Here is a 21,190-nt window from a genome sequence, read left to right on the forward strand (position 1 = left end):
CAACCCGAATATCTCGGATATACGTCTGCAATTAGCAGAATACGTGGGGGTAAGATTGTAGACAAAATCACCGCCCACGTAAAGACTAATCTTAGTTCGCAGATGCGCTCAGACCAGCCTGATCAACGGCAACGCCAGCACCCATGGTGGTGGAGATGCTAACTTTCTTGATGTACACGCCTTTCGCCTGGCTCGGTTTTGCTTTTTTCAGCGCAACCAGCAGAGCTTCCAGGTTTTCTTTCAGTTTGTCAGCGTCAAAGTCCACTTTACCGATGGTGGTGTGGATGATGCCGTTTTTATCGTTACGGTAACGAACCTGACCTGCTTTAGCGTTCTTAACCGCTTCAGCAACGTTCGGAGTTACGGTACCGACTTTCGGGTTTGGCATCAGGCCGCGCGGACCCAGAACTTGACCCAGCTGGCCAACAACGCGCATTGCATCCGGGGATGCGATAACAACGTCGAAGTTCATTTCGCCTTTCTTGATCTGGTCAGCCAGATCTTCCATACCTACCAGCTCAGCGCCAGCAGCTTTAGCTGCTTCAGCGTTCGGGCCCTGGGTAAATACGGCAACGCGAACAGAACGGCCAGTACCGTGCGGCAGTACAGTCGCGCCACGAACGTTCTGGTCAGATTTACGAGCATCGATGCCGAGGTTAACGGCAACGTCAACGCTTTCGTTGAATTTAGCAGTGGCCAGCTCTTTCAGCAGGGCAATAGCTTCGTTGATGTCGTACTGTTTGGTCGCATCAACTTTTTCACGGATCACGCGCATACGCTTGGTCAGTTTAGCCATTTCTTAGTCCTCCACTACCAGGCCCATGGAACGTGCAGTACCTTCGATGGAGCGAGTCATCGCTTCAATGTCGGCACCGGTCATGTCGGCAGCTTTGGTCTGCGCGATTTCCTGCAGCTGAGCGCGGGAAATTTTACCTACTTTGTCTTTGTTCGGCTTGCCGGAACCAGACTTGATACCAGCCGCTTTTTTCAGCAGAACAGCTGCCGGAGGCGTTTTGGTAACGAAGGTGAAAGAACGGTCAGCGTAAACGGTAATAACAACCGGAATCGGCAGACCTTTTTCGATGGAATCCGTTTTTGCGTTGAACGCTTTGCAGAATTCCATGATGTTCACACCCTGCTGACCCAGTGCTGGACCAACCGGCGGACTCGGGTTCGCCATACCAGCTGCAACCTGCAGCTTGACGTAGGCTTGTACTTTCTTAGCCATTCTAAATTCCTCGAATTGGGTAGTATCGCTTCAAAGAAGCTCCCCGTGATAAATATCGCTTTATGGGCATAAGGCCCATAAAAACAAAAGGCGCGAAATTGTATGTCAATTTCGCGCCCTATGCAACGATTAGATCGCTGCTTTTTTGATCGCAGCCTTACGCTTTCTCAACCTGGCTGAAGTCCAGCTCTACCGGGGTCGCACGACCGAAGATAGAAACAGACACTTTCAGGCGAGACTTCTCATAATCGACTTCTTCGACAACGCCGTTAAAGTCTGCGAACGGACCGTCGTTAACACGAACCATTTCACCCGGTTCAAACAGAGTTTTCGGCCGCGGCTTATCGCCAACCTGCTGCAGGCGGTTCATGATCGCATCGACTTCTTTGTCGCTGATCGGCGCCGGACGGTCAGAGGTACCGCCGATAAAGCCCATCACACGCGGCACGCTGCGCACCAGGTGCCAGCTTGCGTCGTTCATGACCATCTGGACCAGAACGTAACCCGGGAAGAATTTGCGTTCGCTTTTGCGACGCTGGCCGCCACGGATCTCAACGACTTCTTCAGTCGGCACCATGACTTCGCCAAACAGCTCTTCCATATTGTGTAATTTGATATGCTCGCGCAGCGATGTGGCTACGCGGCCTTCAAAACCGGAAAACGCCTGAACGACGTACCAGCGCTTTTTAGGTGCTTCAGACATCTCAGAACCTCAGGCCAGTGATAAAGGATACCAGGCGAACCAGAATACCATCCAGTCCCCACAGGATCAGTGACATAACTGCGGTAACCGCAGCGACGATCAGCGTGGTGTGCAGCGTTTCCTGGCGAGTCGGCCAAATGACCTTACGGACTTCGGTTCTCGCTTCACGGGCAAAAGCAACGGTTGCTTTACCTTTTGTCGTCAACAGCGCGACACCACCCGCTGCAGCAATCAGAATTACTACGGCCAGCGCACGCAGCGGCAGCATCATGTCGCGATAGAGGTAGTTGCCGACGATTGCGACGATCAGCAATATGGCAACAACTATCCACTTCATCGCTTCCAGGCCGCGCCCGCTCCCTTGAGCTTCGGTATTCGCACTCATAAACCAACCTGTCAGAAGTATTCTACAAACATTTTCACCCCGCAATCGCGAGGCAATCCAAATCGAAACGCTTATTCGCCTTTCGGATTATACGCCCTCTACAGAGCCTGTCTCAGCAATGATTATGACAAATAAAATCACTGATGAGCCAGGTTCTGGTGTGAAAGCGTGCAAAAAGGGCATCAAATGATGCCCTTTTATTGCGCATTGCGTCAAATGTTATCAGCGATTAGCCGAGAACTTTAGCAACAACGCCCGCGCCAACGGTACGGCCGCCTTCACGGATTGCGAAACGCAGACCGTCGTCCATTGCGATCGGGTGGATCAGGGTAACAACCATTTTGATGTTGTCGCCCGGCATTACCATCTCTACGCCTTCCGGCAGTTCGATGGTGCCAGTCACGTCAGTAGTACGGAAGTAGAACTGCGGACGGTAGCCTTTGAAGAACGGAGTGTGACGGCCGCCTTCATCTTTGGACAGAATGTACACTTCAGATTCGAACTTGGTGTGCGGCTTGATGGTGCCCGGCTTAGCCAGTACCTGACCACGTTCGATTTCTTCACGTTTGATACCACGCAGCAGAACACCTACGTTCTCACCGGCACGGCCTTCGTCCAGCAGTTTGCGGAACATTTCAACGCCAGTACAGGTAGACTTCTGAGTCTCTTTGATACCAACGATTTCAACTTCTTCGCCCACTTTGATGATACCGCGTTCTACACGACCGGTAACAACGGTACCACGACCGGAGATGGAGAATACGTCTTCGATCGGCAGCAGGAACGGCTTGTCAATCGCACGCTCTGGTTCCGGGATGTAAGAATCCAGGAAGCCAGCCAGTTCGATGATTTTCGCTTCCCACTCTGCGTCGCCTTCCAGCGCTTTCAGAGCAGAACCACGAACGATCGGAGTGTCGTCGCCCGGGAAGTCGTACTGAGACAGAAGTTCACGAACTTCCATTTCAACCAGTTCCAGCAGCTCTTCGTCATCAACCATGTCGCATTTGTTCAGGAACACGATGATGTACGGAACGCCTACCTGACGACCCAGCAGGATGTGCTCACGGGTCTGCGGCATCGGGCCGTCAGTCGCAGCAACAACCAGAATCGCGCCGTCCATCTGAGCAGCACCGGTGATCATGTTTTTAACATAGTCGGCGTGCCCCGGGCAGTCTACGTGTGCGTAGTGGCGGGTCGGGGTATCGTATTCAACGTGAGAAGTGTTGATGGTGATACCACGCGCTTTTTCTTCCGGCGCGTTATCGATCTGGTCGAATGCGCGGGCGGCACCGCCGTAGGTTTTAGCCAGTACGGTAGTAATGGCAGCGGTCAGCGTTGTTTTACCATGGTCAACGTGGCCGATAGTACCGACGTTAACGTGCGGTTTTGTACGTTCAAACTTTTCTTTAGACATCGATTGTCCCTCTAAGACACGGATAAATCGGTGATATCACCACATCAACCAGGCAACACGCCCGACTTGTTGAATGCTAATAAACAGAAGAGAAAAACAGGAAGGAGAAAAGAAGTGGTGCTGATAGGCAGATTCGAACTGCCGACCTCACCCTTACCAAGGGTGCGCTCTACCAACTGAGCTATATCAGCACATCTTGGAGCGGGCAGCGGGAATCGAACCCGCATCATCAGCTTGGAAGGCTGAGGTAATAGCCATTATACGATGCCCGCATCCTGGAACTCGGCTACCTGATTTTCATTCTGCACTGAATATCGAGAGAAACTCTCTTTATTCGAGCCGGTAAGCGAACTTATCGTCTCGGGCTGCGCCATCGCGCGGCCGAAAATGGTGGTGGGGGAAGGATTCGAACCTTCGAAGTCTGTGACGGCAGATTTACAGTCTGCTCCCTTTGGCCGCTCGGGAACCCCACCGGACTTGATGGTGCCGACTACCGGAATCGAACTGGTGACCTACTGATTACAAGTCAGTTGCTCTACCTACTGAGCTAAGTCGGCATCAAGTAGCGCGCATTCTATGGAGACCTGCGTGCTCATGCAACTAAAAAATTGCATAAAATGTTCTATCGCTCACATTTTGCGCTATAAGAGACAAAAATGCTCTAATTTCAAACAAGAGAGCATAAATTTTCGGCATTTTACTGACCGTCTGACCAGAATACGACGCGGCATTTCAACGCTCCGTCGATAGAAAGCAATCTTCTGTATCTGGTATATTCGTCACATTGCTTCTCAGGGATAGCTTTCACAGCGAGATTTTTTCTTATTATTCCTCCCCATCTGGTGTTACCCTCCTGCCCATTGTCCAAATTAACTTAAATGTGACGTGCCGTTGCATGTCAGGGATGGCCCTCGTTCATCGCTGAACTGATGTAGCAATAGCAGCCAGAAACATGCTTATGAGTATAAAAGAGCAATCGTTAATGACGCCTTACCTACAGTTTGATCGCAGCCAGTGGGCTGCGCTTCGCGATTCTGTGCCGATGACCCTGACCGAGGATGAGATCGCGCAGTTAAAAGGCATTAATGAAGATTTATCGCTGGAAGAAGTTGCAGAAATATATTTACCTCTCTCCCGTTTGCTAAATTTCTATATCAGTTCAAATCTGCGTCGTCAGGCTGTCCTGGAACAGTTTTTGGGCACTAACGGCCAGCGAATCCCTTACATCATCAGTATCGCGGGCAGCGTCGCAGTGGGTAAAAGCACGACAGCACGCGTTCTGCAAGCGTTGCTGAGTCGCTGGCCGGAACACCGCCGTGTTGAATTGATTACCACTGACGGCTTCCTCCACCCAAACCAGGTGTTGAAAGAACGCGGGTTAATGAAGAAAAAGGGGTTCCCCGAATCGTATGATATGCACCGACTGGTGAAATTCGTTTCTGACCTCAAGTCGGGCGTACCGAACGTGACGGCGCCAGTCTATTCTCATTTGATTTACGATGTTATTCCTGAAGGGGATAAAACCGTCGCTCAACCTGATATATTGATTCTTGAAGGTTTGAATGTTTTACAAAGCGGTATGGATTATCCTCACGATCCGCATCATGTATTTGTCTCTGATTTCGTTGATTTCTCTATTTACGTTGATGCGCCAGAAGAACTTCTTCAGACGTGGTATATCAATCGCTTCCTGAAATTCCGCGAAGGGGCGTTTACCGATCCTGACTCTTATTTCCACAATTATGCGAAATTATCTAAAGAAGAAGCTGTTAATACAGCGACTTCGCTTTGGAAAGAAATTAACTGGTTGAATTTAAAACAAAATATTTTACCCACGCGAGAACGTGCCAGCCTTATTATGACTAAGAGCGCTAACCATGCGGTGGAACAGGTAAGATTGCGGAAATAACAGAAAAAAGGGGAGCACCGACTCCCCTTTTTTACTATTCGGCGCTTCGCAGCGATATTTCTCCGCCCATCCAGGGTTTAATCACGCCATCCTGTTCAAGCAATAATGCGCCTTGAGTATCAATGCCGCGAGAAATACCAAATATTTCTTTGTCACCAATAATTAGTTTTACCGGGCGATCAATAAAATTATCCAGTTTTTTCCAGCGCGAAAGATAAGGAGAAAGACCTTCTTGCTCAAAAAGCTCAAGCGCAGCACGTAGCTTATAAATCAGCTTTGCGGCCAGCATATTGCGGTCGAGCGTAATTCCGGCCTCTTGTAGTGTGATCCATCCCTGATTTATCACGTCCTCTTCTACGCGACGCATTGCCATGTTAATACCAGCGCCAATCACTATTTGTGCGGCATCGCCCGTTTTACCGGTTAACTCGACCAGAATACCCGCCAGTTTGCGGTCCAGTAGGTAAAGGTCGTTAGGCCACTTCACACGAACTTTATCTGCGCCCAGTTCACGCAGCACTTCCGCCATCACAATTCCAATGACCAGACTCAGGCCTATTGCCGCCGCAGGGCCCTGCTCCAGACGCCAGTACATTGAAAGATATAGATTCGCGCCAAACGGTGAGAACCATTTACGCCCGCGACGACCACGCCCCGCCTGTTGGTATTCTGCTACACAGGCATCGCCTGAGCGCAGCTCGCCAATTCGATCAAGTAAATACTGATTGGTTGAATCGATAACGGGCAATACCGCCACGTTTCCGCTATCCAGTTGGCTATGAATACGGTCAGCATCCAGTAACTGGATGGGTTCCGGTAAGCTATATCCTTTCCCGGGAACGGTAAATACATCTACTCCCCAGTCGCGTAATGTCTGGATATGTTTATTAATCGCCGCGCGGCTCATTCCCAGCCGTTCACCCAACTGCTCGCCTGAGTGAAACTCTCCGTCGGCAAGTAGTGAGATCAGCGTCAGGGGAACGGTAGTATCTTTCATGCAATGCTCTCCACAGCGTTCACCTCTCCGGACCGACCAATAAAGCGAACCTCAGGCTCCAGCCAGACATTAAATTTTTCACCCACTTTTTGCCGGACATGATGCGCCAGCGCCACCACATCTTTACTTGTCGCATCATTCGCATTAATCAATACCAGCGCCTGTTGGCGATGCACCGCAGCGCCGCCAATGGTGACGCCTTTCAACTGACATTGATCTATCAGCCAGCCTGCCGCCAGCTTTACTGAGCCGTCTGCCTGAGGGTAATGCGGCGCGTTGGGAAATCGTTCTAACAGTTCCATAGCGATATCGGCTGCGACAACGGGATTTTTAAAAAAGCTGCCCGCATTGCCATTCACTTTAGGATCCGGCAATTTTGTGGTGCGCATATGGCATACAGCATCAAACACCTGTTGCGCGGTGACCGTTTTCGGGTCCAGACGAGTAAGATCGCCATAGGTCAACACCGGCTGCCATTGCTTTGACAAACGCAGACCCACCGCGACGATCGCAACGCGATCCTGATATTCATTTTTGAAGATACTGTCACGATAGCCGAAACGGCATTCCGCCGCGGACAAACGCAGACGTTTTCCCGTTTCCAGTTCAACGCAGTCAACGTAGTCGCAGACGCGCTGTAGTTCTACGCCATACGCGCCAATATTCTGTATAGGCGAGGAACCAACGCAGCCAGGGATGAGCGCCAGATTCTCCAGGCCGGGCATGTTGTTGTCCAGCGCGTAGCGAACCAGCTGATGCCAGTTTTCGCCTGCGCCGACGTGTAGGTGCCAGGCGTCCGCGGTTTCATTCACCTCAATGCCTTTCAGGCGGTTAAGGATCACGGTGCCGGCGTAATTTTCCAGAAACAGGACATTGCTTCCTTCACCCAGGATCATAACCGGCAGTCCCTCACGAGTTGCTTGCTGCCAGGCGCTCAGTAGTTGTTGTTCGTTTTCAGCGCATACGATGTGCTTTGCACAATGATCAATGCCGAAGGTATTCCAGGGTTTTAGGGAGTGGGTCATGGCTGCTTTCCTGATACTCAATCGGCAATAGTTTACCGTATCTGTGTTGGGAAGGCTTGTGGTTATATTGAGGGTAGATCGGCGCGTCCCTGTAGGCCGAATAAGGCGGAGCCGCCATCCGGCAGACTACAGATAAAACAAAAGGCCCTGTCTTCCGACAGGGCCCTTCGTTTTATTTGATGCCTGGCAGTTCCCTACTCTCGCATGGGGAGACCCCACACTACCATCGGCGCTACGGCGTTTCACTTCTGAGTTCGGCATGGGGTCAGGTGGGACCACCGCGCTACTGCCGCCAGGCAAATTCTTTGTGCTCTGTACGCAATTCTTTATCGCATCAGCGGCGTTGCCTGCGCTCGTAAACTCAGTCACATACTTCTGTATGCTCCTTCCTTTCCTTCGCTTGCCGCCTTGCTGCTGCGCAAATTATTGCGTACTCAACTCTGAATCACTGCTGAAAATCGTCTTCTCATCCGCCAAAACATCTTCGGCGTTGTAAGGTTAAGCCTCACGGTTCATTAGTACCGGTTAGCTCAACGCATCGCTGCGCTTACACACCCGGCCTATCAACGTCGTCGTCTTCAACGTTCCTTCAGGAGACTCTAAGTCTCAGGGAGAACTCATCTCGGGGCAAGTTTCGTGCTTAGATGCTTTCAGCACTTATCTCTTCCGCATTTAGCTACCGGGCAGTGCCATTGGCATGACAACCCGAACACCAGTGATGCGTCCACTCCGGTCCTCTCGTACTAGGAGCAGCCCCCCTCAGTTCTCCAGCGCCCACGGCAGATAGGGACCGAACTGTCTCACGACGTTCTAAACCCAGCTCGCGTACCACTTTAAATGGCGAACAGCCATACCCTTGGGACCTACTTCAGCCCCAGGATGTGATGAGCCGACATCGAGGTGCCAAACACCGCCGTCGATATGAACTCTTGGGCGGTATCAGCCTGTTATCCCCGGAGTACCTTTTATCCGTTGAGCGATGGCCCTTCCATTCAGAACCACCGGATCACTATGACCTGCTTTCGCACCTGCTCGCGCCGTCACGCTCGCAGTCAAGCTGGCTTATGCCATTGCACTAACCTCCTGATGTCCGACCAGGATTAGCCAACCTTCGTGCTCCTCCGTTACTCTTTAGGAGGAGACCGCCCCAGTCAAACTACCCACCAGACACTGTCCGCAACCCGGGTAACGGGTCCACGTTAGAACATCAAACATTAAAGGGTGGTATTTCAAGGTCGGCTCCATGCAGACTGGCGTCCACACTTCAAAGCCTCCCACCTATCCTACACATCAAGGCTCAATGTTCAGTGTCAAGCTATAGTAAAGGTTCACGGGGTCTTTCCGTCTTGCCGCGGGTACACTGCATCTTCACAGCGAGTTCAATTTCACTGAGTCTCGGGTGGAGACAGCCTGGCCATCATTACGCCATTCGTGCAGGTCGGAACTTACCCGACAAGGAATTTCGCTACCTTAGGACCGTTATAGTTACGGCCGCCGTTTACCGGGGCTTCGATCAGGAGCTTCGCTTGCGCTGACCCCATCAATTAACCTTCCGGCACCGGGCAGGCGTCACACCGTATACGTCCACTTTCGTGTTTGCACAGTGCTGTGTTTTTAATAAACAGTTGCAGCCAGCTGGTATCTTCGACTGACTTCAGCTCCATGAGTAAATCACTTCACCTACGTGTCAGCGTGCCTTCTCCCGAAGTTACGGCACCATTTTGCCTAGTTCCTTCACCCGAGTTCTCTCAAGCGCCTTGGTATTCTCTACCTGACCACCTGTGTCGGTTTGGGGTACGATTTGATGTTACCTGATGCTTAGAGGCTTTTCCTGGAAGCAGGGCATTTGTTGCTTCAGCACCGTAGTGCCTCGTCGTCACGCCTCAGTGTTAAAGTGAACCGGATTTACCTGGAACACACACCTACACGCTTAAACCGGGACAACCGTCGCCCGGCCAACATAGCCTTCTCCGTCCCCCCTTCGCAGTAACACCAAGTACGGGAATATTAACCCGTTTCCCATCGACTACGCCTTTCGGCCTCGCCTTAGGGGTCGACTCACCCTGCCCCGATTAACGTTGGACAGGAACCCTTGGTCTTCCGGCGAGCGGGCTTTTCACCCGCTTTATCGTTACTTATGTCAGCATTCGCACTTCTGATACCTCCAGCATGCCTCACGACACACCTTCACAGGCTTACAGAACGCTCCCCTACCCAACAACACACAGTGTCGCTGCCGCAGCTTCGGTGCATGGTTTAGCCCCGTTACATCTTCCGCGCAGGCCGACTCGACCAGTGAGCTATTACGCTTTCTTTAAATGATGGCTGCTTCTAAGCCAACATCCTGGCTGTCTGGGCCTTCCCACATCGTTTCCCACTTAACCATGACTTTGGGACCTTAGCTGGCGGTCTGGGTTGTTTCCCTCTTCACGACGGACGTTAGCACCCGCCGTGTGTCTCCCGTGATAACATTCTCCGGTATTCGCAGTTTGCATCGGGTTGGTAAGCCGGGATGGCCCCCTAGCCGAAACAGTGCTCTACCCCCGGAGATGAATTCACGAGGCGCTACCTAAATAGCTTTCGGGGAGAACCAGCTATCTCCCGGTTTGATTGGCCTTTCACCCCCAGCCACAGGTCATCCGCTAATTTTTCAACATTAGTCGGTTCGGTCCTCCAGTTAGTGTTACCCAACCTTCAACCTGCCCATGGCTAGATCACCGGGTTTCGGGTCTATACCCTGCAACTTAACGCCCAATTAAGACTCGGTTTCCCTCCGGCTCCCCTATTCGGTTAACCTTGCTACAGAATATAAGTCGCTGACCCATTATACAAAAGGTACGCAGTCACACAGGTAAACCTGTGCTCCCACTGCTTGTACGTACACGGTTTCAGGTTCTTTTTCACTCCCCTCGCCGGGGTTCTTTTCGCCTTTCCCTCACGGTACTGGTTCACTATCGGTCAGTCAGGAGTATTTAGCCTTGGAGGATGGTCCCCCCATATTCAGACAGGATACCACGTGTCCCGCCCTACTCATCGAGCTCACAGCACATGCGCTTTTGTGTACGGGGCTGTCACCCTGTATCGCGCGCCTTTCCAGACGCTTCCACTAACACACATGCTGATTCAGGCTCTGGGCTCCTCCCCGTTCGCTCGCCGCTACTGGGGGAATCTCGGTTGATTTCTTTTCCTCGGGGTACTTAGATGTTTCAGTTCCCCCGGTTCGCCTCATTAACCTATGGATTCAGTTAATGATAGTGTGACGAGTCACACTGGGTTTCCCCATTCGGGTATCGCCGGTTATAACGGTTCATATCACCTTACCGGCGCTTATCGCAGATTAGCACGCCCTTCATCGCCTCTGACTGCCAGGGCATCCACCGTGTACGCTTAGTCGCTTAACCTCACAACCCGAAGATGTTTCTTACGATTCATCATCGTGTTGCGAAAATTTGAGAGACTCACGAACAATTTTCGTTGTTCTGTGTTTCAATTTTCAGCTTGATCCAGATTTTTAAAGAGCAAAACTTCGCAGTGAACCCTTTCAGGTACACTCTGAAGTATTTTTTCGTAAACACTCACGAGATGGTGGAGCTATGCGGGATCGAACCGCAGACCTCCTGCGTGCAAAGCAGGCGCTCTCCCAGCTGAGCTATAGCCCCATCGTGTAGTCAGAACCTCTTTACCGATAATTTTTCCTGAGACAAGGCGTGGGATAACGAAGCATACATCAGTATGTGAGTTATTTCACAACGCAGTATTCAGGGAAAATTTGGTAGGCCTGAGTGGACTTGAACCACCGACCTCACCCTTATCAGGGGTGCGCTCTAACCACCTGAGCTACAAGCCTGTAGAGGTTTTACTGCTCGTTTTTCATCAGACAATCTGTGTGAGCACTTCAAAGAACAGTTCTTTAAGGTAAGGAGGTGATCCAACCGCAGGTTCCCCTACGGTTACCTTGTTACGACTTCACCCCAGTCATGAATCACAAAGTGGTAAGCGCCCTCCCGAAGGTTAAGCTACCTACTTCTTTTGCAACCCACTCCCATGGTGTGACGGGCGGTGTGTACAAGGCCCGGGAACGTATTCACCGTGGCATTCTGATCCACGATTACTAGCGATTCCGACTTCATGGAGTCGAGTTGCAGACTCCAATCCGGACTACGACGCACTTTATGAGGTCCGCTTGCTCTCGCGAGGTCGCTTCTCTTTGTATGCGCCATTGTAGCACGTGTGTAGCCCTGGTCGTAAGGGCCATGATGACTTGACGTCATCCCCACCTTCCTCCAGTTTATCACTGGCAGTCTCCTTTGAGTTCCCGGCCTAACCGCTGGCAACAAAGGATAAGGGTTGCGCTCGTTGCGGGACTTAACCCAACATTTCACAACACGAGCTGACGACAGCCATGCAGCACCTGTCTCACAGTTCCCGAAGGCACAAATCCATCTCTGGATTCTTCTGTGGATGTCAAGACCAGGTAAGGTTCTTCGCGTTGCATCGAATTAAACCACATGCTCCACCGCTTGTGCGGGCCCCCGTCAATTCATTTGAGTTTTAACCTTGCGGCCGTACTCCCCAGGCGGTCTACTTAACGCGTTAGCTCCGGAAGCCACGCCTCAAGGGCACAACCTCCAAGTAGACATCGTTTACGGCGTGGACTACCAGGGTATCTAATCCTGTTTGCTCCCCACGCTTTCGCACCTGAGCGTCAGTCTTTGTCCAGGGGGCCGCCTTCGCCACCGGTATTCCTCCAGATCTCTACGCATTTCACCGCTACACCTGGAATTCTACCCCCCTCTACAAGACTCAAGCCTGCCAGTTTCGAATGCAGTTCCCAGGTTGAGCCCGGGGATTTCACATCCGACTTGACAGACCGCCTGCGTGCGCTTTACGCCCAGTAATTCCGATTAACGCTTGCACCCTCCGTATTACCGCGGCTGCTGGCACGGAGTTAGCCGGTGCTTCTTCTGCGGGTAACGTCAATTGCTGCGGTTATTAACCACAACACCTTCCTCCCCGCTGAAAGTACTTTACAACCCGAAGGCCTTCTTCATACACGCGGCATGGCTGCATCAGGCTTGCGCCCATTGTGCAATATTCCCCACTGCTGCCTCCCGTAGGAGTCTGGACCGTGTCTCAGTTCCAGTGTGGCTGGTCATCCTCTCAGACCAGCTAGGGATCGTCGCCTTGGTGAGCCGTTACCTCACCAACAAGCTAATCCCATCTGGGCACATCTGATGGCAAGAGGCCCGAAGGTCCCCCTCTTTGGTCTTGCGACGTTATGCGGTATTAGCCACCGTTTCCAGTAGTTATCCCCCTCCATCAGGCAGTTTCCCAGACATTACTCACCCGTCCGCCACTCGTCAGCGAAGCAGCAAGCTGCTTCCTGTTACCGTTCGACTTGCATGTGTTAGGCCTGCCGCCAGCGTTCAATCTGAGCCATGATCAAACTCTTCAATTTAAAAGTTTGATGCTCAAAGAATTAAACTTCGTAATGAATTACGTGTTCACTCTTGAGACTTGGTATTCATTTTTCGTCCGAGGACGTTAAGAATCCGTATCTTCGAGTGCCCACACAGATTGTCTGATAAATTGTTAAAGAGCAGTGCCGCTTCGCTTTTTCTCAGCGGCGCGGGGTGTGCATATTACGCTTTCCCGCTTCAGAGTCAAGCGTTTATTTTCGCTTTTCTCCGTGAGGTTCTGGTCTGAACCCCGCTGACCCGGCGGCCTGTGTGCCGTTGTTCCGTGCCAGTGGTGGCGCATTATAGGGAGTTATTTCTGCCTGACAAGAGGAAATTTAAAATAATTTCTCAAGTGCCTGGTATTTACCCAAAACGCCATTAAACCGGCAGTTTTTCGAGCGTTTCAAAGCCATAACGCTGTAAAACGGGTAATAATTGTTCAGCTCCTGGCGTCATTGCCATGCAATAAGCAATATTGGCATCGGTTGATTTCGCATCCGGCGCTTCATGTTCCAACAGCCAGGCTGTACGACGCGCTATCGCCGCGCCGGAATCCACTAACCTCGTCCCTTCAGGCAGGACTTGCAAAAGCTCGTCCCGTAATAGAGGGAAATGCGTACACCCCAGAACGACCGTGTCAGGCGGCTCCGGCATTCGTAGCCATGGGCGTAATATGCGGCGCAGCTCTTCCAGCGATACCGAGTCGCCATGTAGTTTAGCTTCCGCCAGTTCCACCAGTTCTGCCGACCCCAACATCGCTATCTGACATTCATTGGCGAAGCGCGCAATCAGCTCGTGAGTATAAGGACGTTTGACCGTGGCTCTCGTCGCCAGTAGCCCGACGACGCCATTTGCGGTCAGCCGCGCCGCTGGTTTAATCGCAGGCACAACGCCCACCACCGGGAAGGCAAACTTTTCACGTAATGCGGGAAGTGAGACCGTACTGGCGGTATTACAGGCAATCACCGCCAGTGAAAGGGGATAGCGCTGCTGTACCGCGGTCACAATCTCGACAACGCGCTCAACGATAAACGTTTCGCTCTTTTCCCCGTAGGGGAAAGCCACGTTATCGAAAGCATATATATAGTGGAGATCCGGCAGGAGCCGCCGAATCTCATCATAGACCGACAATCCACCGACGCCGGAATCAAATACCAGCACGGTGGGACGTGGTTCAGAAGGTGTAGCTGCCAGACAAGGTGTATTCTCGTCCTGCAGTTTGGTAGCCATAAACTGTCTCGTAATCTTTGTCGAACAGGTTGGCTATTTTACCACGAACTGTCAGATGTGAGGTGACCGGATATGCAACCGTAAGATCCCATAAACTGACGCCGCCCATTTTTACTGTCCGGTATGGGTAAGCGGAGTAATCCGAATCATAGCGGGAACCAAGGTATTGATATGTCACCCCCCAGTCAAAATCGTAAACGTCCCAGTCAAGTTGATATTTTGCCATCTGTTTGGAACGCCGCGGTAATGGCGTATCGGTAACCGCATTACGCGCATCAACGTAATCGTAACTGACCGTATGCGTTAACGGTCCGGTATCGAAATTCGCCGTCGCCTCAATACCTTTAATGCGCGCCTTACCTTCGTTGTAATATTTTTGCAGATGATCGTCATAATCGATCATGTCATTAATATCGTTACGATAACCTGAAATACGCCAGCTGACGCCAGCGGTTAGCCCTTCAAATGCGCCTTCCCACTGTTTACTCTTTTCAGGATTCAGGTTCGGATTACCGTAATACCCATACAGCTGGCCCAAATTAGGCGCTTTGTAGGAGGTTCCGTAGGAGGCAATAAAGCGATAACCTTCTATAAACTCCCATCCCGCGCTGGTTTGCCATGTACCATGACGACCAAACTGGGAGTTGTCATCACTGCGCGCCGCCGCTTCCAGAGTGAAGTCACCCAACTGTTGTAATCCTGTCAGGTAAACCCCGGTATTACGCTGGTCATATCCCTCGGGCACATAGCCGGTACCTGGCGTGGTAGTCTGTTTCTGCCAGTCTACGCCCGCCCCAACATTACCGTGCCCCACGACCACACTGTTGGTCCATTGAACATTGTACTGTTTCATCTCATCCAGCGTGGCGGAGGTATCATACCGGCCATAGTGCGGATCATAGTTGTAATCTTTACTGTGGCTATAGCTTGAAACCAGCTGAGACTGAATACGTTCGCCATTAAAGCGCAGCCCGGCGTCCCAGCTTTGGCTATAAAGTTTGCGTGTATCAATCAGCGGCGAGCCCGGCGAGTAATAGGCGTCGTAATCGGTACGGTTATCGTAGCCATAACCACGCACGAATCCGCTCCAGCGATCAGAAAAGGTATGCTCTAACGCGCCATAAAGCGTTTTACTCAAAAAGCCGTCCCGGTCAGGCTGCGCCTGCATCCCGGTACCGCCTTTCGCTACCACGTCAAACCCTTTGGTGTATTCGTAATCGCCGATCAACGTCGCCCGCGTGTTTTCGCCAAGTTGCTGTTGCGTCGAGATGTCGTAATTCTGGTAGCTATTGCTTCCCCATCCAGCGGTTAATTCTGTGCCTGGGTTATCGCGCGTCGTAATGATATTCACTACGCCGCCGATAGCATCGGAACCATAAATAGCGGAGCGCGGACCGCGAATATATTCAATGCGCTGTACCAGCGACACCGGGAACTGGCTGAGATCGGCGGACCCGCTCACGCCTGCTAAATTCAGACGCACGCCGTCAATCAATACCAGTACATGGCTGGAGTTGGTGCCGCGAATGAAAATGGAGGAGTTTTGTCCGGCGCCGCCGCTCTGCGCAATATCGACGCCAGGCAAACGGCGCAGAACATCATTTACGGAGGTCGATTGCCAGCGTTCAATATCCTGACGCGTCACGATGGTAACGGGCGCCAGAACCGCGCTGCGCGGCTGCTGAAAACGGTTGGCGGTGACAACCAGGGTATCCGGGCTAGTGTCCTGCGCCCAAGCGGAAAAGGCCGTGACGGAGAACGCCGTCAGCAGCGTAGCTTTTTTAATCATTGTAAAGCATCCACAATATAAGAAGGATGCCGCAGGCTTCATCGATAGTACGCGATGATGAAAAACCAGATGCGACGTTAGCCGGCAGGTCTTCGGGCTTGGAGGGTTATCCGTTGACTGGATAGCAGAAATGATGACTTCCCGCCGGAGGCAGTGTCTGCTTACGCTCTCATCTCACCTTTCCTTACCGCTGCGCGTCAGCTCCAGATTTTCACTGGATTCCCTATTAACTCACAGGACCGGCCCACGGATGCTACCGTCTGTCACAACACCCTGTCCAGACCGCGCATCACAAATCAGAAATCATCAATAGCTGGACATCCACTGAGCAATCCCTACAATCCCCGCGTACTTTTATTATTCAGGATGCGATATGACCCCCGAACATCTTCCGACAGAACAGTATGAGGCGCAGCTGGCCGAAAAAGTGGCGCGCTTGCAGAGTATGATGGCGCCGTTTTCTGGCCTGGTTCCGGAAGTATTTCGCTCGCCGGTCAGTCACTATCGTATGCGTGCGGAATTTCGCCTGTGGCATGACGGCGATGACCTGTACCACATTATGTTTGATCAGCAGACCAAAAGCCGGATTCGCGTTGACACCTTCCCGGCGGCCAGCCAACTGATTAATACCTTAATGAAGGCGATGATTGCCGGCGTGCGCGATAATCATGCACTGCGGCATAAGCTGTTCCAGATCGATTATCTCACGACCTTGAGCAACCAGGCGGTAGTGTCGTTGCTGTACCATAAGAAGCTGGACGAAGAGTGGCGTGAAGCCGCCACTGCGTTACGCGATGCTTTACGCGCGCAAGGTCTGAACGTACACCTGATTGGCCGGGCCACTAAAACTAAAATCGAATTGGATCAGGATTATATTGATGAGCGTCTGCCTGTGGCAGGTAAAGAGATGATCTACCGCCAGGTCGAAAACAGCTTTACGCAGCCAAACGCCGCCATGAATATTCAGATGTTAGAGTGGGCGCTGGAGGTGACGAAAGACTCAAAAGGCGATCTGCTTGAGTTGTATTGCGGCAACGGCAATTTTTCTTTAGCGCTGGCGCGCAATTTTAACCGCGTGCTGGCAACCGAAATCGCCAAACCGTCCGTCGCTGCCGCACAGTACAATATTGCCGCTAATCATATTGATAATGTGCAAATTATTCGCATGGCGGCGGAAGAGTTTACCCAGGCGATGAATGGCGTTCGTGAGTTTAACCGCCTGCAGGGGATCGACCTGAAGCGCTATCAGTGCGAAACCATTTTTGTCGATCCGCCGCGCAGCGGTCTGGACAGCGAAACGGAAAAAATGGTGCAGGCTTATCCACGTATTCTGTACATTTCCTGCAATCCGGAAACGTTGTGCAAAAACCTGGAAACGTTAAGCCAGACGCACACGGTGTCTCGCCTGGCGCTATTCGATCAGTTCCCGTATACGCATCATATGGAATGCGGGGTATTACTCACCGCAAGGTAAAATGTACGTCGGATGGCCGGTTATACCGCCATCCGGCATTCGCACACTATTCCGCGGTGTCCTGCTTGCGGTTACGCAGTTTAAAGCCAATCCAGAATACCAGAATCACCGACAGCACCGCCGGGAAGAAATTAGAGCCAATATCCGGATATTCTGCACGCACGACGGTGCTATACAGTAAAACGCCAAGAATGAAACAAGCGGCGGCCAACCCCGGCAAACCTACCGGCATAGTACGATTTTGGTAGCGCTGATGCAGGCAATATACCGTCAGCACCAGCGAGATAACCGGGAATACGGAGAACGGCACAATAGCGCTAAACAGCGCCGCGAATGTGCCGTTAATCGATAAGCCAGCGATGAGCGCCAGCAACAGCGTACCTTTATCTTGACCTGACTGTTTCATTACTCGTCCTTCACGTTATTCGGAATGATGTGCTATTTTCTCTTGCTCACGGCGATACCAGTAATACGCCCCTTTCGCAATCATGCGCAGTTGCAATACCAGCCGCTCTTCTAATTGCCGACGCTGTTCAGCACCGATGTCCAACGCCTCTGCGCCCGCGCTAAAGACAATAGTCACCATCGCTTCGGCCTGGGCTTCAGTAAACGCGCGCGGCATATGGTTTTCGAGTTCCAGATAGTCGGCAAGTTCCGCAATAAAATGCTGAATCTCCCGCGCGACGGCGGCACGAAACGCCGCTGAAGTGCCGGAACGCTCGCGCAACAACAGACGGAAGGCGTTGGGGTTGTTGCCGATAAACTCCATAAATGTGGAGACCGACGTGCGAATGACGCTGCCGCCTTTCGCGATGCGCTGTCGCGCCTGACGCATCAACTGACGCAGCATCAGACCGCTTTCATCCACCATCGTCAGACCGAGTTCATCGACATCGCGAAAATGACGGTAAAACGACGTTGGCGCAATGCCCGCTTCACGCGCCACCTCACGCAAACTCAGGCTGGCAAAACTCCGCTCAGCGCTCAGTTGGCTGAATGCGGCTTCCACCAGCGAACGCCGGGTTTTTTCTTTTTGTTGCGCTCTAACACCCATCACAATGTCTGAATCCTTCCATATGCCTTATTCGGCACTATACCAGAGAATAAAAGTAACGGGTTCACACTGGATTGTGAATGATTGTTTACAGACAGTTTGTGCTCCGGCTTCGCAAAAAAGCACAACGATAATTGGGTTAAAGCTGGGCAAATGTTATCATCGTGTTTATTTTATGTATAAAAACAGGTGAGTAATACCATGCCACATTCCTGGGATTATGATGCAGTCGTCATAGGGTCAGGCCCCGGCGGTGAAGGCGCTGCAATGGGTCTGGTTAAGCAAGGAGCACGCGTCGCGGTGATTGAGCGTTATCATAACGTTGGCGGCGGATGTACCCACTGGGGCACCATCCCATCCAAAGCCCTTCGCCACGCCGTCAGCCGCATTATTGAATTTAATCAAAACCCGCTCTATAGCGACCACTCCCGTCTCCTTCGTTCTTCTTTCGCCGACATCCTTAATCATGCCGATAACGTGATTAATCAACAAACGCGTATGCGTCAGGGGTTTTATGAGCGTAACCACTGTGAAATATTGCAGGGCAACGCCCATTTTATTGACGAACATACCCTGGCGCTGGAATGCCATGACGGCACGGTTGAAACCCTGACGGCAGAAAAATTTGTTATTGCCTGTGGTTCGCGTCCTTACCATCCCAATGATGTGGATTTCTCGCATCCGCGCATTTATGACAGCGACTCAATCCTGAGTCTCCACCATGAACCGCGCCACGTTATTATTTACGGCGCCGGCGTTATCGGCTGCGAATATGCGTCCATCTTCCGCGGTATGGATGTGAAAGTGGATCTGATCAACACCCGCGATCGCCTGCTGGCCTTTCTCGATCAGGAGATGTCCGACTCTCTCTCTTACCATTTCTGGAATAGCGGCGTGGTTATTCGCCACAATGAAGAGTATGAGAAAATCGAAGGCTGCGATGATGGCGTCATCATGCACCTGAAATCCGGCAAAAAACTGAAGGCTGACTGCCTGCTCTATGCTAATGGCCGTACCGGTAACACCGATTCGCTGGCGCTGGAGAATATTGGTTTGGAAACAGACAGCCGTGGACAGCTCAAAGTCAACAGTATGTACCAGACCGCCCTGCCGCACGTCTATGCGGTGGGCGACGTGATTGGCTATCCCAGTCTGGCCTCCGCCGCCTACGATCAGGGGCGTATTGCAGCGCAGGCGCTGGTGAAAGGCGAAGCGACCGCGCATCTCATCGAAGATATCCCCACCGGGATTTATACCATTCCGGAAATCAGTTCTGTCGGCAAAACCGAGCAGCAGTTAACGGCAATGAAAGTGCCTTACGAAGTGGGCCGCGCGCAATTTAAGCATCTGGCGCGAGCGCAAATCGTCGGCATGAACGTCGGCACGCTAAAAATTCTCTTCCACCGCGAAACCAAAGAAATTCTGGGGATTCACTGCTTTGGCGAACGCGCCGCCGAAATTATTCATATCGGCCAGGCGATCATGGAGCAGAAAGGTGGCGGTAACACCATCGAATACTTCGTTAACACCACCTTTAACTACCCAACCATGGCGGAAGCTTATCGGGTTGCGGCGTTGAACGGCTTAAACCGCCTGTTTTAACGCCTTGTCGAAATGGCCATCCATTGCGCCACGGATGGCCTCTGCCAGTTGCTCATAACGGCTACGCAGCGGCGATCCCGGGCGATAAACCAGCCCCACGGTACGACGCGGCTCCGGCTTAATGCATGGCAGATAAACCACGCCGTCGCGCTTACGCTCCTGCGGTACGGCCAGCGCGGGGAGTAGTGTAATACCACTGCCCGCCGCCACCATGTTGCGCAGCGTTTCCAGACTGGTCGCCCGGAAATGGGTATCTTCATCCGCTCCCGCTTCAAAACAGAACCCCATCGCCTGATCGCGCAGACAGTGGCCATCTTCCAGCATCAGCAATTTCTCGCCCGCCAGATCGGACATCGGCACGCGATCGCGATTCGCCCACGGATGATCCTCATAAATAGCCAGCATCATGGGCTCATCAAACAGCGGCACTTCAATAAACGCCTCGCTCTCTTTCACCAGCGCCAGAATAGCGCAGTCAAGCTTGCCGCTATCGAGTTGCGCTAACAGCTGATGCGTTTGCGCCTCATGCAGATACATTTCCAGCTTCGGGAAAGTCTGGTGCAACATTGGAATGATAAGCGGCAGCAAATAGGGACCAATTGTTGGGATTAAACCAATATGCAGCGGGCCGGACATCGTCTCGCCTTGTTGGCTTGCCATCTCCTTGAGCACCTTGACCTCACGCAGTACGGTACGCGCCTGATCCACCAGCAGTAAGCCCGCCTGGGTAAACAGCACTTTACGGCTCGTACGCTCCAGCAGCATAACGCCCAGCTCATCTTCCAGCTTACGTATTTGCCCACTAAGGGTTGGCTGGCTGACGTGACAGGAGTCCGCCGCTCGCCGGAAATGGCGATGTTCGGCTAACGCCACCAGATATTCAAGATCACGAATATTCATTATTCATCCTCCGTCGCCACG

Annotated in this window: 16 protein-coding genes, 6 tRNA genes, 3 rRNA genes and 1 riboswitch; of the genes, 4 read left to right on the top strand and 21 right to left on the bottom strand. The window is 52.1% G+C overall.

Going from position 1 to position 21,190, the window contains the following annotated elements:
• Positions 1 to 91 precede the first annotated feature (91 nt).
• The 9 genes from rplA to J1G48_RS21135 form a co-directional block, all read right to left on the bottom strand.
• A complete protein-coding gene (gene rplA, locus J1G48_RS21095) occupies positions 92 to 796 on the bottom strand; it encodes a 50S ribosomal protein L1 (protein WP_001096676.1) in 705 nt (234 codons plus the stop codon).
• A gap of 3 nt (positions 797 to 799) precedes the next feature.
• Positions 800 to 1,228 (bottom strand): 50S ribosomal protein L11, encoded by a 429-nt coding sequence (gene rplK, locus J1G48_RS21100; RefSeq protein ID WP_001085926.1) that lies wholly within the window; start codon positions 1,226 to 1,228, stop codon positions 800 to 802.
• A 157-nt stretch (positions 1,229 to 1,385) separates the two neighbouring features.
• On the bottom strand, positions 1,386 to 1,931 hold the full coding sequence (gene nusG, locus J1G48_RS21105; RefSeq protein ID WP_001287521.1) for a transcription termination/antitermination protein NusG: 546 nt from the start codon (positions 1,929 to 1,931) through the stop codon (positions 1,386 to 1,388).
• 1 nt (position 1,932) lies between these two features.
• Positions 1,933 to 2,316 carry a preprotein translocase subunit SecE gene (secE, locus tag J1G48_RS21110; RefSeq protein WP_001275691.1) on the bottom strand — a complete coding sequence of 128 codons (384 nt, stop codon included), beginning with the start codon at positions 2,314 to 2,316 and terminating at the stop codon, positions 1,933 to 1,935.
• Positions 2,317 to 2,545: 229 nt separating this feature from the next.
• Positions 2,546 to 3,730 carry an elongation factor Tu gene (gene tuf / locus J1G48_RS21115; RefSeq protein WP_000031748.1) on the bottom strand — a complete coding sequence of 395 codons (1,185 nt, stop codon included), beginning with the start codon at positions 3,728 to 3,730 and terminating at the stop codon, positions 2,546 to 2,548.
• Positions 3,731 to 3,845: 115 nt separating this feature from the next.
• Positions 3,846 to 3,921, bottom strand: a tRNA-Thr gene (locus J1G48_RS21120).
• Positions 3,922 to 3,927: 6 nt separating this feature from the next.
• A tRNA-Gly gene (locus tag J1G48_RS21125) sits at positions 3,928 to 4,002 on the bottom strand.
• Positions 4,003 to 4,118: 116 nt separating this feature from the next.
• A tRNA-Tyr gene (locus J1G48_RS21130) sits at positions 4,119 to 4,203 on the bottom strand.
• A gap of 8 nt (positions 4,204 to 4,211) precedes the next feature.
• Positions 4,212 to 4,287 (bottom strand) — tRNA-Thr (locus J1G48_RS21135).
• Between the two features lie 19 nt (positions 4,288 to 4,306).
• On the opposite strand from J1G48_RS21135, the gene J1G48_RS21140 reads away from it, so the two are divergent.
• Positions 4,307 to 4,480, top strand: a complete 174-nt coding sequence (locus J1G48_RS21140) for a hypothetical protein (RefSeq protein ID WP_001541267.1) — start codon at positions 4,307 to 4,309, stop codon at positions 4,478 to 4,480.
• 208 nt (positions 4,481 to 4,688) lie between these two features.
• Complete coding sequence (gene coaA / locus J1G48_RS21145) at positions 4,689 to 5,639, top strand: type I pantothenate kinase (protein WP_000023069.1); 951 nt, start codon at positions 4,689 to 4,691, stop codon at positions 5,637 to 5,639.
• 34 nt (positions 5,640 to 5,673) lie between these two features.
• Here coaA and birA read toward each other — a convergent pair whose 3' ends face one another.
• From birA to btuB, 9 genes are all read right to left on the bottom strand, one after another.
• Positions 5,674 to 6,636 carry a bifunctional biotin--[acetyl-CoA-carboxylase] ligase/biotin operon repressor BirA gene (birA, locus tag J1G48_RS21150; RefSeq protein ID WP_000655746.1) on the bottom strand — a complete coding sequence of 321 codons (963 nt, stop codon included), beginning with the start codon at positions 6,634 to 6,636 and terminating at the stop codon, positions 5,674 to 5,676.
• Positions 6,633 to 7,661 carry a UDP-N-acetylmuramate dehydrogenase gene (gene murB, locus J1G48_RS21155; RefSeq protein ID WP_000149799.1) on the bottom strand — a complete coding sequence of 343 codons (1,029 nt, stop codon included), beginning with the start codon at positions 7,659 to 7,661 and terminating at the stop codon, positions 6,633 to 6,635. The genes birA and murB overlap by 4 nt, the downstream gene beginning before the upstream one ends.
• Positions 7,662 to 7,842: 181 nt before the next feature.
• Positions 7,843 to 7,958, bottom strand: a 5S ribosomal RNA gene (gene rrf, locus J1G48_RS21160).
• A gap of 197 nt (positions 7,959 to 8,155) precedes the next feature.
• A 23S ribosomal RNA gene (locus tag J1G48_RS21165) occupies positions 8,156 to 11,062 on the bottom strand.
• Positions 11,063 to 11,244: 182 nt separating this feature from the next.
• A tRNA-Ala gene (locus tag J1G48_RS21170) sits at positions 11,245 to 11,320 on the bottom strand.
• Positions 11,321 to 11,431: 111 nt separating this feature from the next.
• A tRNA-Ile gene (locus J1G48_RS21175) sits at positions 11,432 to 11,508 on the bottom strand.
• A 69-nt stretch (positions 11,509 to 11,577) separates the two neighbouring features.
• Positions 11,578 to 13,119: ribosomal RNA gene (locus J1G48_RS21180) — 16S ribosomal RNA — on the bottom strand.
• Together the 16S, 23S and 5S rRNA genes with 2 tRNA genes alongside form the textbook arrangement of a ribosomal RNA operon.
• Before the next feature lie 379 nt (positions 13,120 to 13,498).
• The gene (gene murI / locus J1G48_RS21185; RefSeq protein WP_000201805.1) at positions 13,499 to 14,350 is read right to left on the bottom strand and encodes a glutamate racemase; all 852 of its coding nucleotides are present in this window, start codon (positions 14,348 to 14,350) and stop codon (positions 13,499 to 13,501) included.
• A complete protein-coding gene (btuB, locus tag J1G48_RS21190; protein ID WP_000591405.1) occupies positions 14,295 to 16,139 on the bottom strand; it encodes a TonB-dependent vitamin B12 receptor BtuB in 1,845 nt (614 codons plus the stop codon). Before btuB ends, murI begins: the two co-directional genes overlap by 56 nt.
• A gap of 65 nt (positions 16,140 to 16,204) precedes the next feature.
• Positions 16,205 to 16,398, bottom strand: a riboswitch (cobalamin riboswitch).
• 114 nt (positions 16,399 to 16,512) lie between these two features.
• Between btuB and trmA the strand changes: the two genes are divergently transcribed.
• Positions 16,513 to 17,613 (top strand): tRNA (uridine(54)-C5)-methyltransferase TrmA, encoded by a 1,101-nt coding sequence (trmA, locus tag J1G48_RS21195; protein WP_000186981.1) that lies wholly within the window; start codon positions 16,513 to 16,515, stop codon positions 17,611 to 17,613.
• A gap of 46 nt (positions 17,614 to 17,659) precedes the next feature.
• Here the strand turns inward: trmA and J1G48_RS21200 are convergent, their stop codons facing one another.
• Positions 17,660 to 18,019: a YijD family membrane protein gene (locus J1G48_RS21200; RefSeq protein ID WP_000813838.1), complete on the bottom strand. Its 360-nt coding sequence runs from the start codon at positions 18,017 to 18,019 to the stop codon at positions 17,660 to 17,662.
• A 15-nt stretch (positions 18,020 to 18,034) separates the two neighbouring features.
• The gene (gene fabR, locus J1G48_RS21205) at positions 18,035 to 18,670 is read right to left on the bottom strand and encodes an HTH-type transcriptional repressor FabR (protein ID WP_000971958.1); all 636 of its coding nucleotides are present in this window, start codon (positions 18,668 to 18,670) and stop codon (positions 18,035 to 18,037) included.
• Positions 18,671 to 18,868: 198 nt separating this feature from the next.
• Here fabR and sthA point away from each other — a divergent pair, with 198 nt between their 5' ends.
• A complete protein-coding gene (sthA, locus tag J1G48_RS21210) occupies positions 18,869 to 20,269 on the top strand; it encodes a Si-specific NAD(P)(+) transhydrogenase (RefSeq protein WP_001120789.1) in 1,401 nt (466 codons plus the stop codon).
• On the opposite strand, the gene oxyR is transcribed toward sthA, so the two are convergent.
• Complete coding sequence (gene oxyR, locus J1G48_RS21215) at positions 20,252 to 21,169, bottom strand: DNA-binding transcriptional regulator OxyR (RefSeq protein ID WP_001025919.1); 918 nt, start codon at positions 21,167 to 21,169, stop codon at positions 20,252 to 20,254. The two genes, sthA and oxyR, sit on opposite strands and share 18 nt — an antisense overlap.
• Between the last annotated feature and the right edge of the window lie 21 nt (positions 21,170 to 21,190).

Origin of the sequence: Salmonella sp. SAL-020, assembly GCF_017372215.1 — a bacterium.
In the GTDB taxonomy this organism is placed as follows: domain Bacteria; phylum Pseudomonadota; class Gammaproteobacteria; order Enterobacterales; family Enterobacteriaceae; genus Salmonella; species Salmonella enterica.

Coding starts and splice junctions, on each gene's coding strand:
- rplK (WP_001085926.1), bottom strand. CDS start 1,228: ATGGCTAAGAAAGTACAAGCCTACGTCAAGCTGCAGGTTGCAGCTGGT.
- J1G48_RS21140 (WP_001541267.1), top strand. CDS start 4,307: ATGGAGACCTGCGTGCTCATGCAACTAAAAAATTGCATAAAATGTTCT.
- coaA (WP_000023069.1), top strand. CDS start 4,689: ATGAGTATAAAAGAGCAATCGTTAATGACGCCTTACCTACAGTTTGAT.
- trmA (WP_000186981.1), top strand. CDS start 16,513: ATGACCCCCGAACATCTTCCGACAGAACAGTATGAGGCGCAGCTGGCC.
- tuf (WP_000031748.1), bottom strand. CDS start 3,730: ATGTCTAAAGAAAAGTTTGAACGTACAAAACCGCACGTTAACGTCGGT.
- nusG (WP_001287521.1), bottom strand. CDS start 1,931: ATGTCTGAAGCACCTAAAAAGCGCTGGTACGTCGTTCAGGCGTTTTCC.
- murB (WP_000149799.1), bottom strand. CDS start 7,661: ATGACCCACTCCCTAAAACCCTGGAATACCTTCGGCATTGATCATTGT.
- J1G48_RS21200 (WP_000813838.1), bottom strand. CDS start 18,019: ATGAAACAGTCAGGTCAAGATAAAGGTACGCTGTTGCTGGCGCTCATC.
- secE (WP_001275691.1), bottom strand. CDS start 2,316: ATGAGTGCGAATACCGAAGCTCAAGGGAGCGGGCGCGGCCTGGAAGCG.
- oxyR (WP_001025919.1), bottom strand. CDS start 21,169: ATGAATATTCGTGATCTTGAATATCTGGTGGCGTTAGCCGAACATCGC.
- murI (WP_000201805.1), bottom strand. CDS start 14,350: ATGGCTACCAAACTGCAGGACGAGAATACACCTTGTCTGGCAGCTACA.
- rplA (WP_001096676.1), bottom strand. CDS start 796: ATGGCTAAACTGACCAAGCGTATGCGCGTGATCCGTGAAAAAGTTGAT.
- birA (WP_000655746.1), bottom strand. CDS start 6,636: ATGAAAGATACTACCGTTCCCCTGACGCTGATCTCACTACTTGCCGAC.
- btuB (WP_000591405.1), bottom strand. CDS start 16,139: ATGATTAAAAAAGCTACGCTGCTGACGGCGTTCTCCGTCACGGCCTTT.
- sthA (WP_001120789.1), top strand. CDS start 18,869: ATGCCACATTCCTGGGATTATGATGCAGTCGTCATAGGGTCAGGCCCC.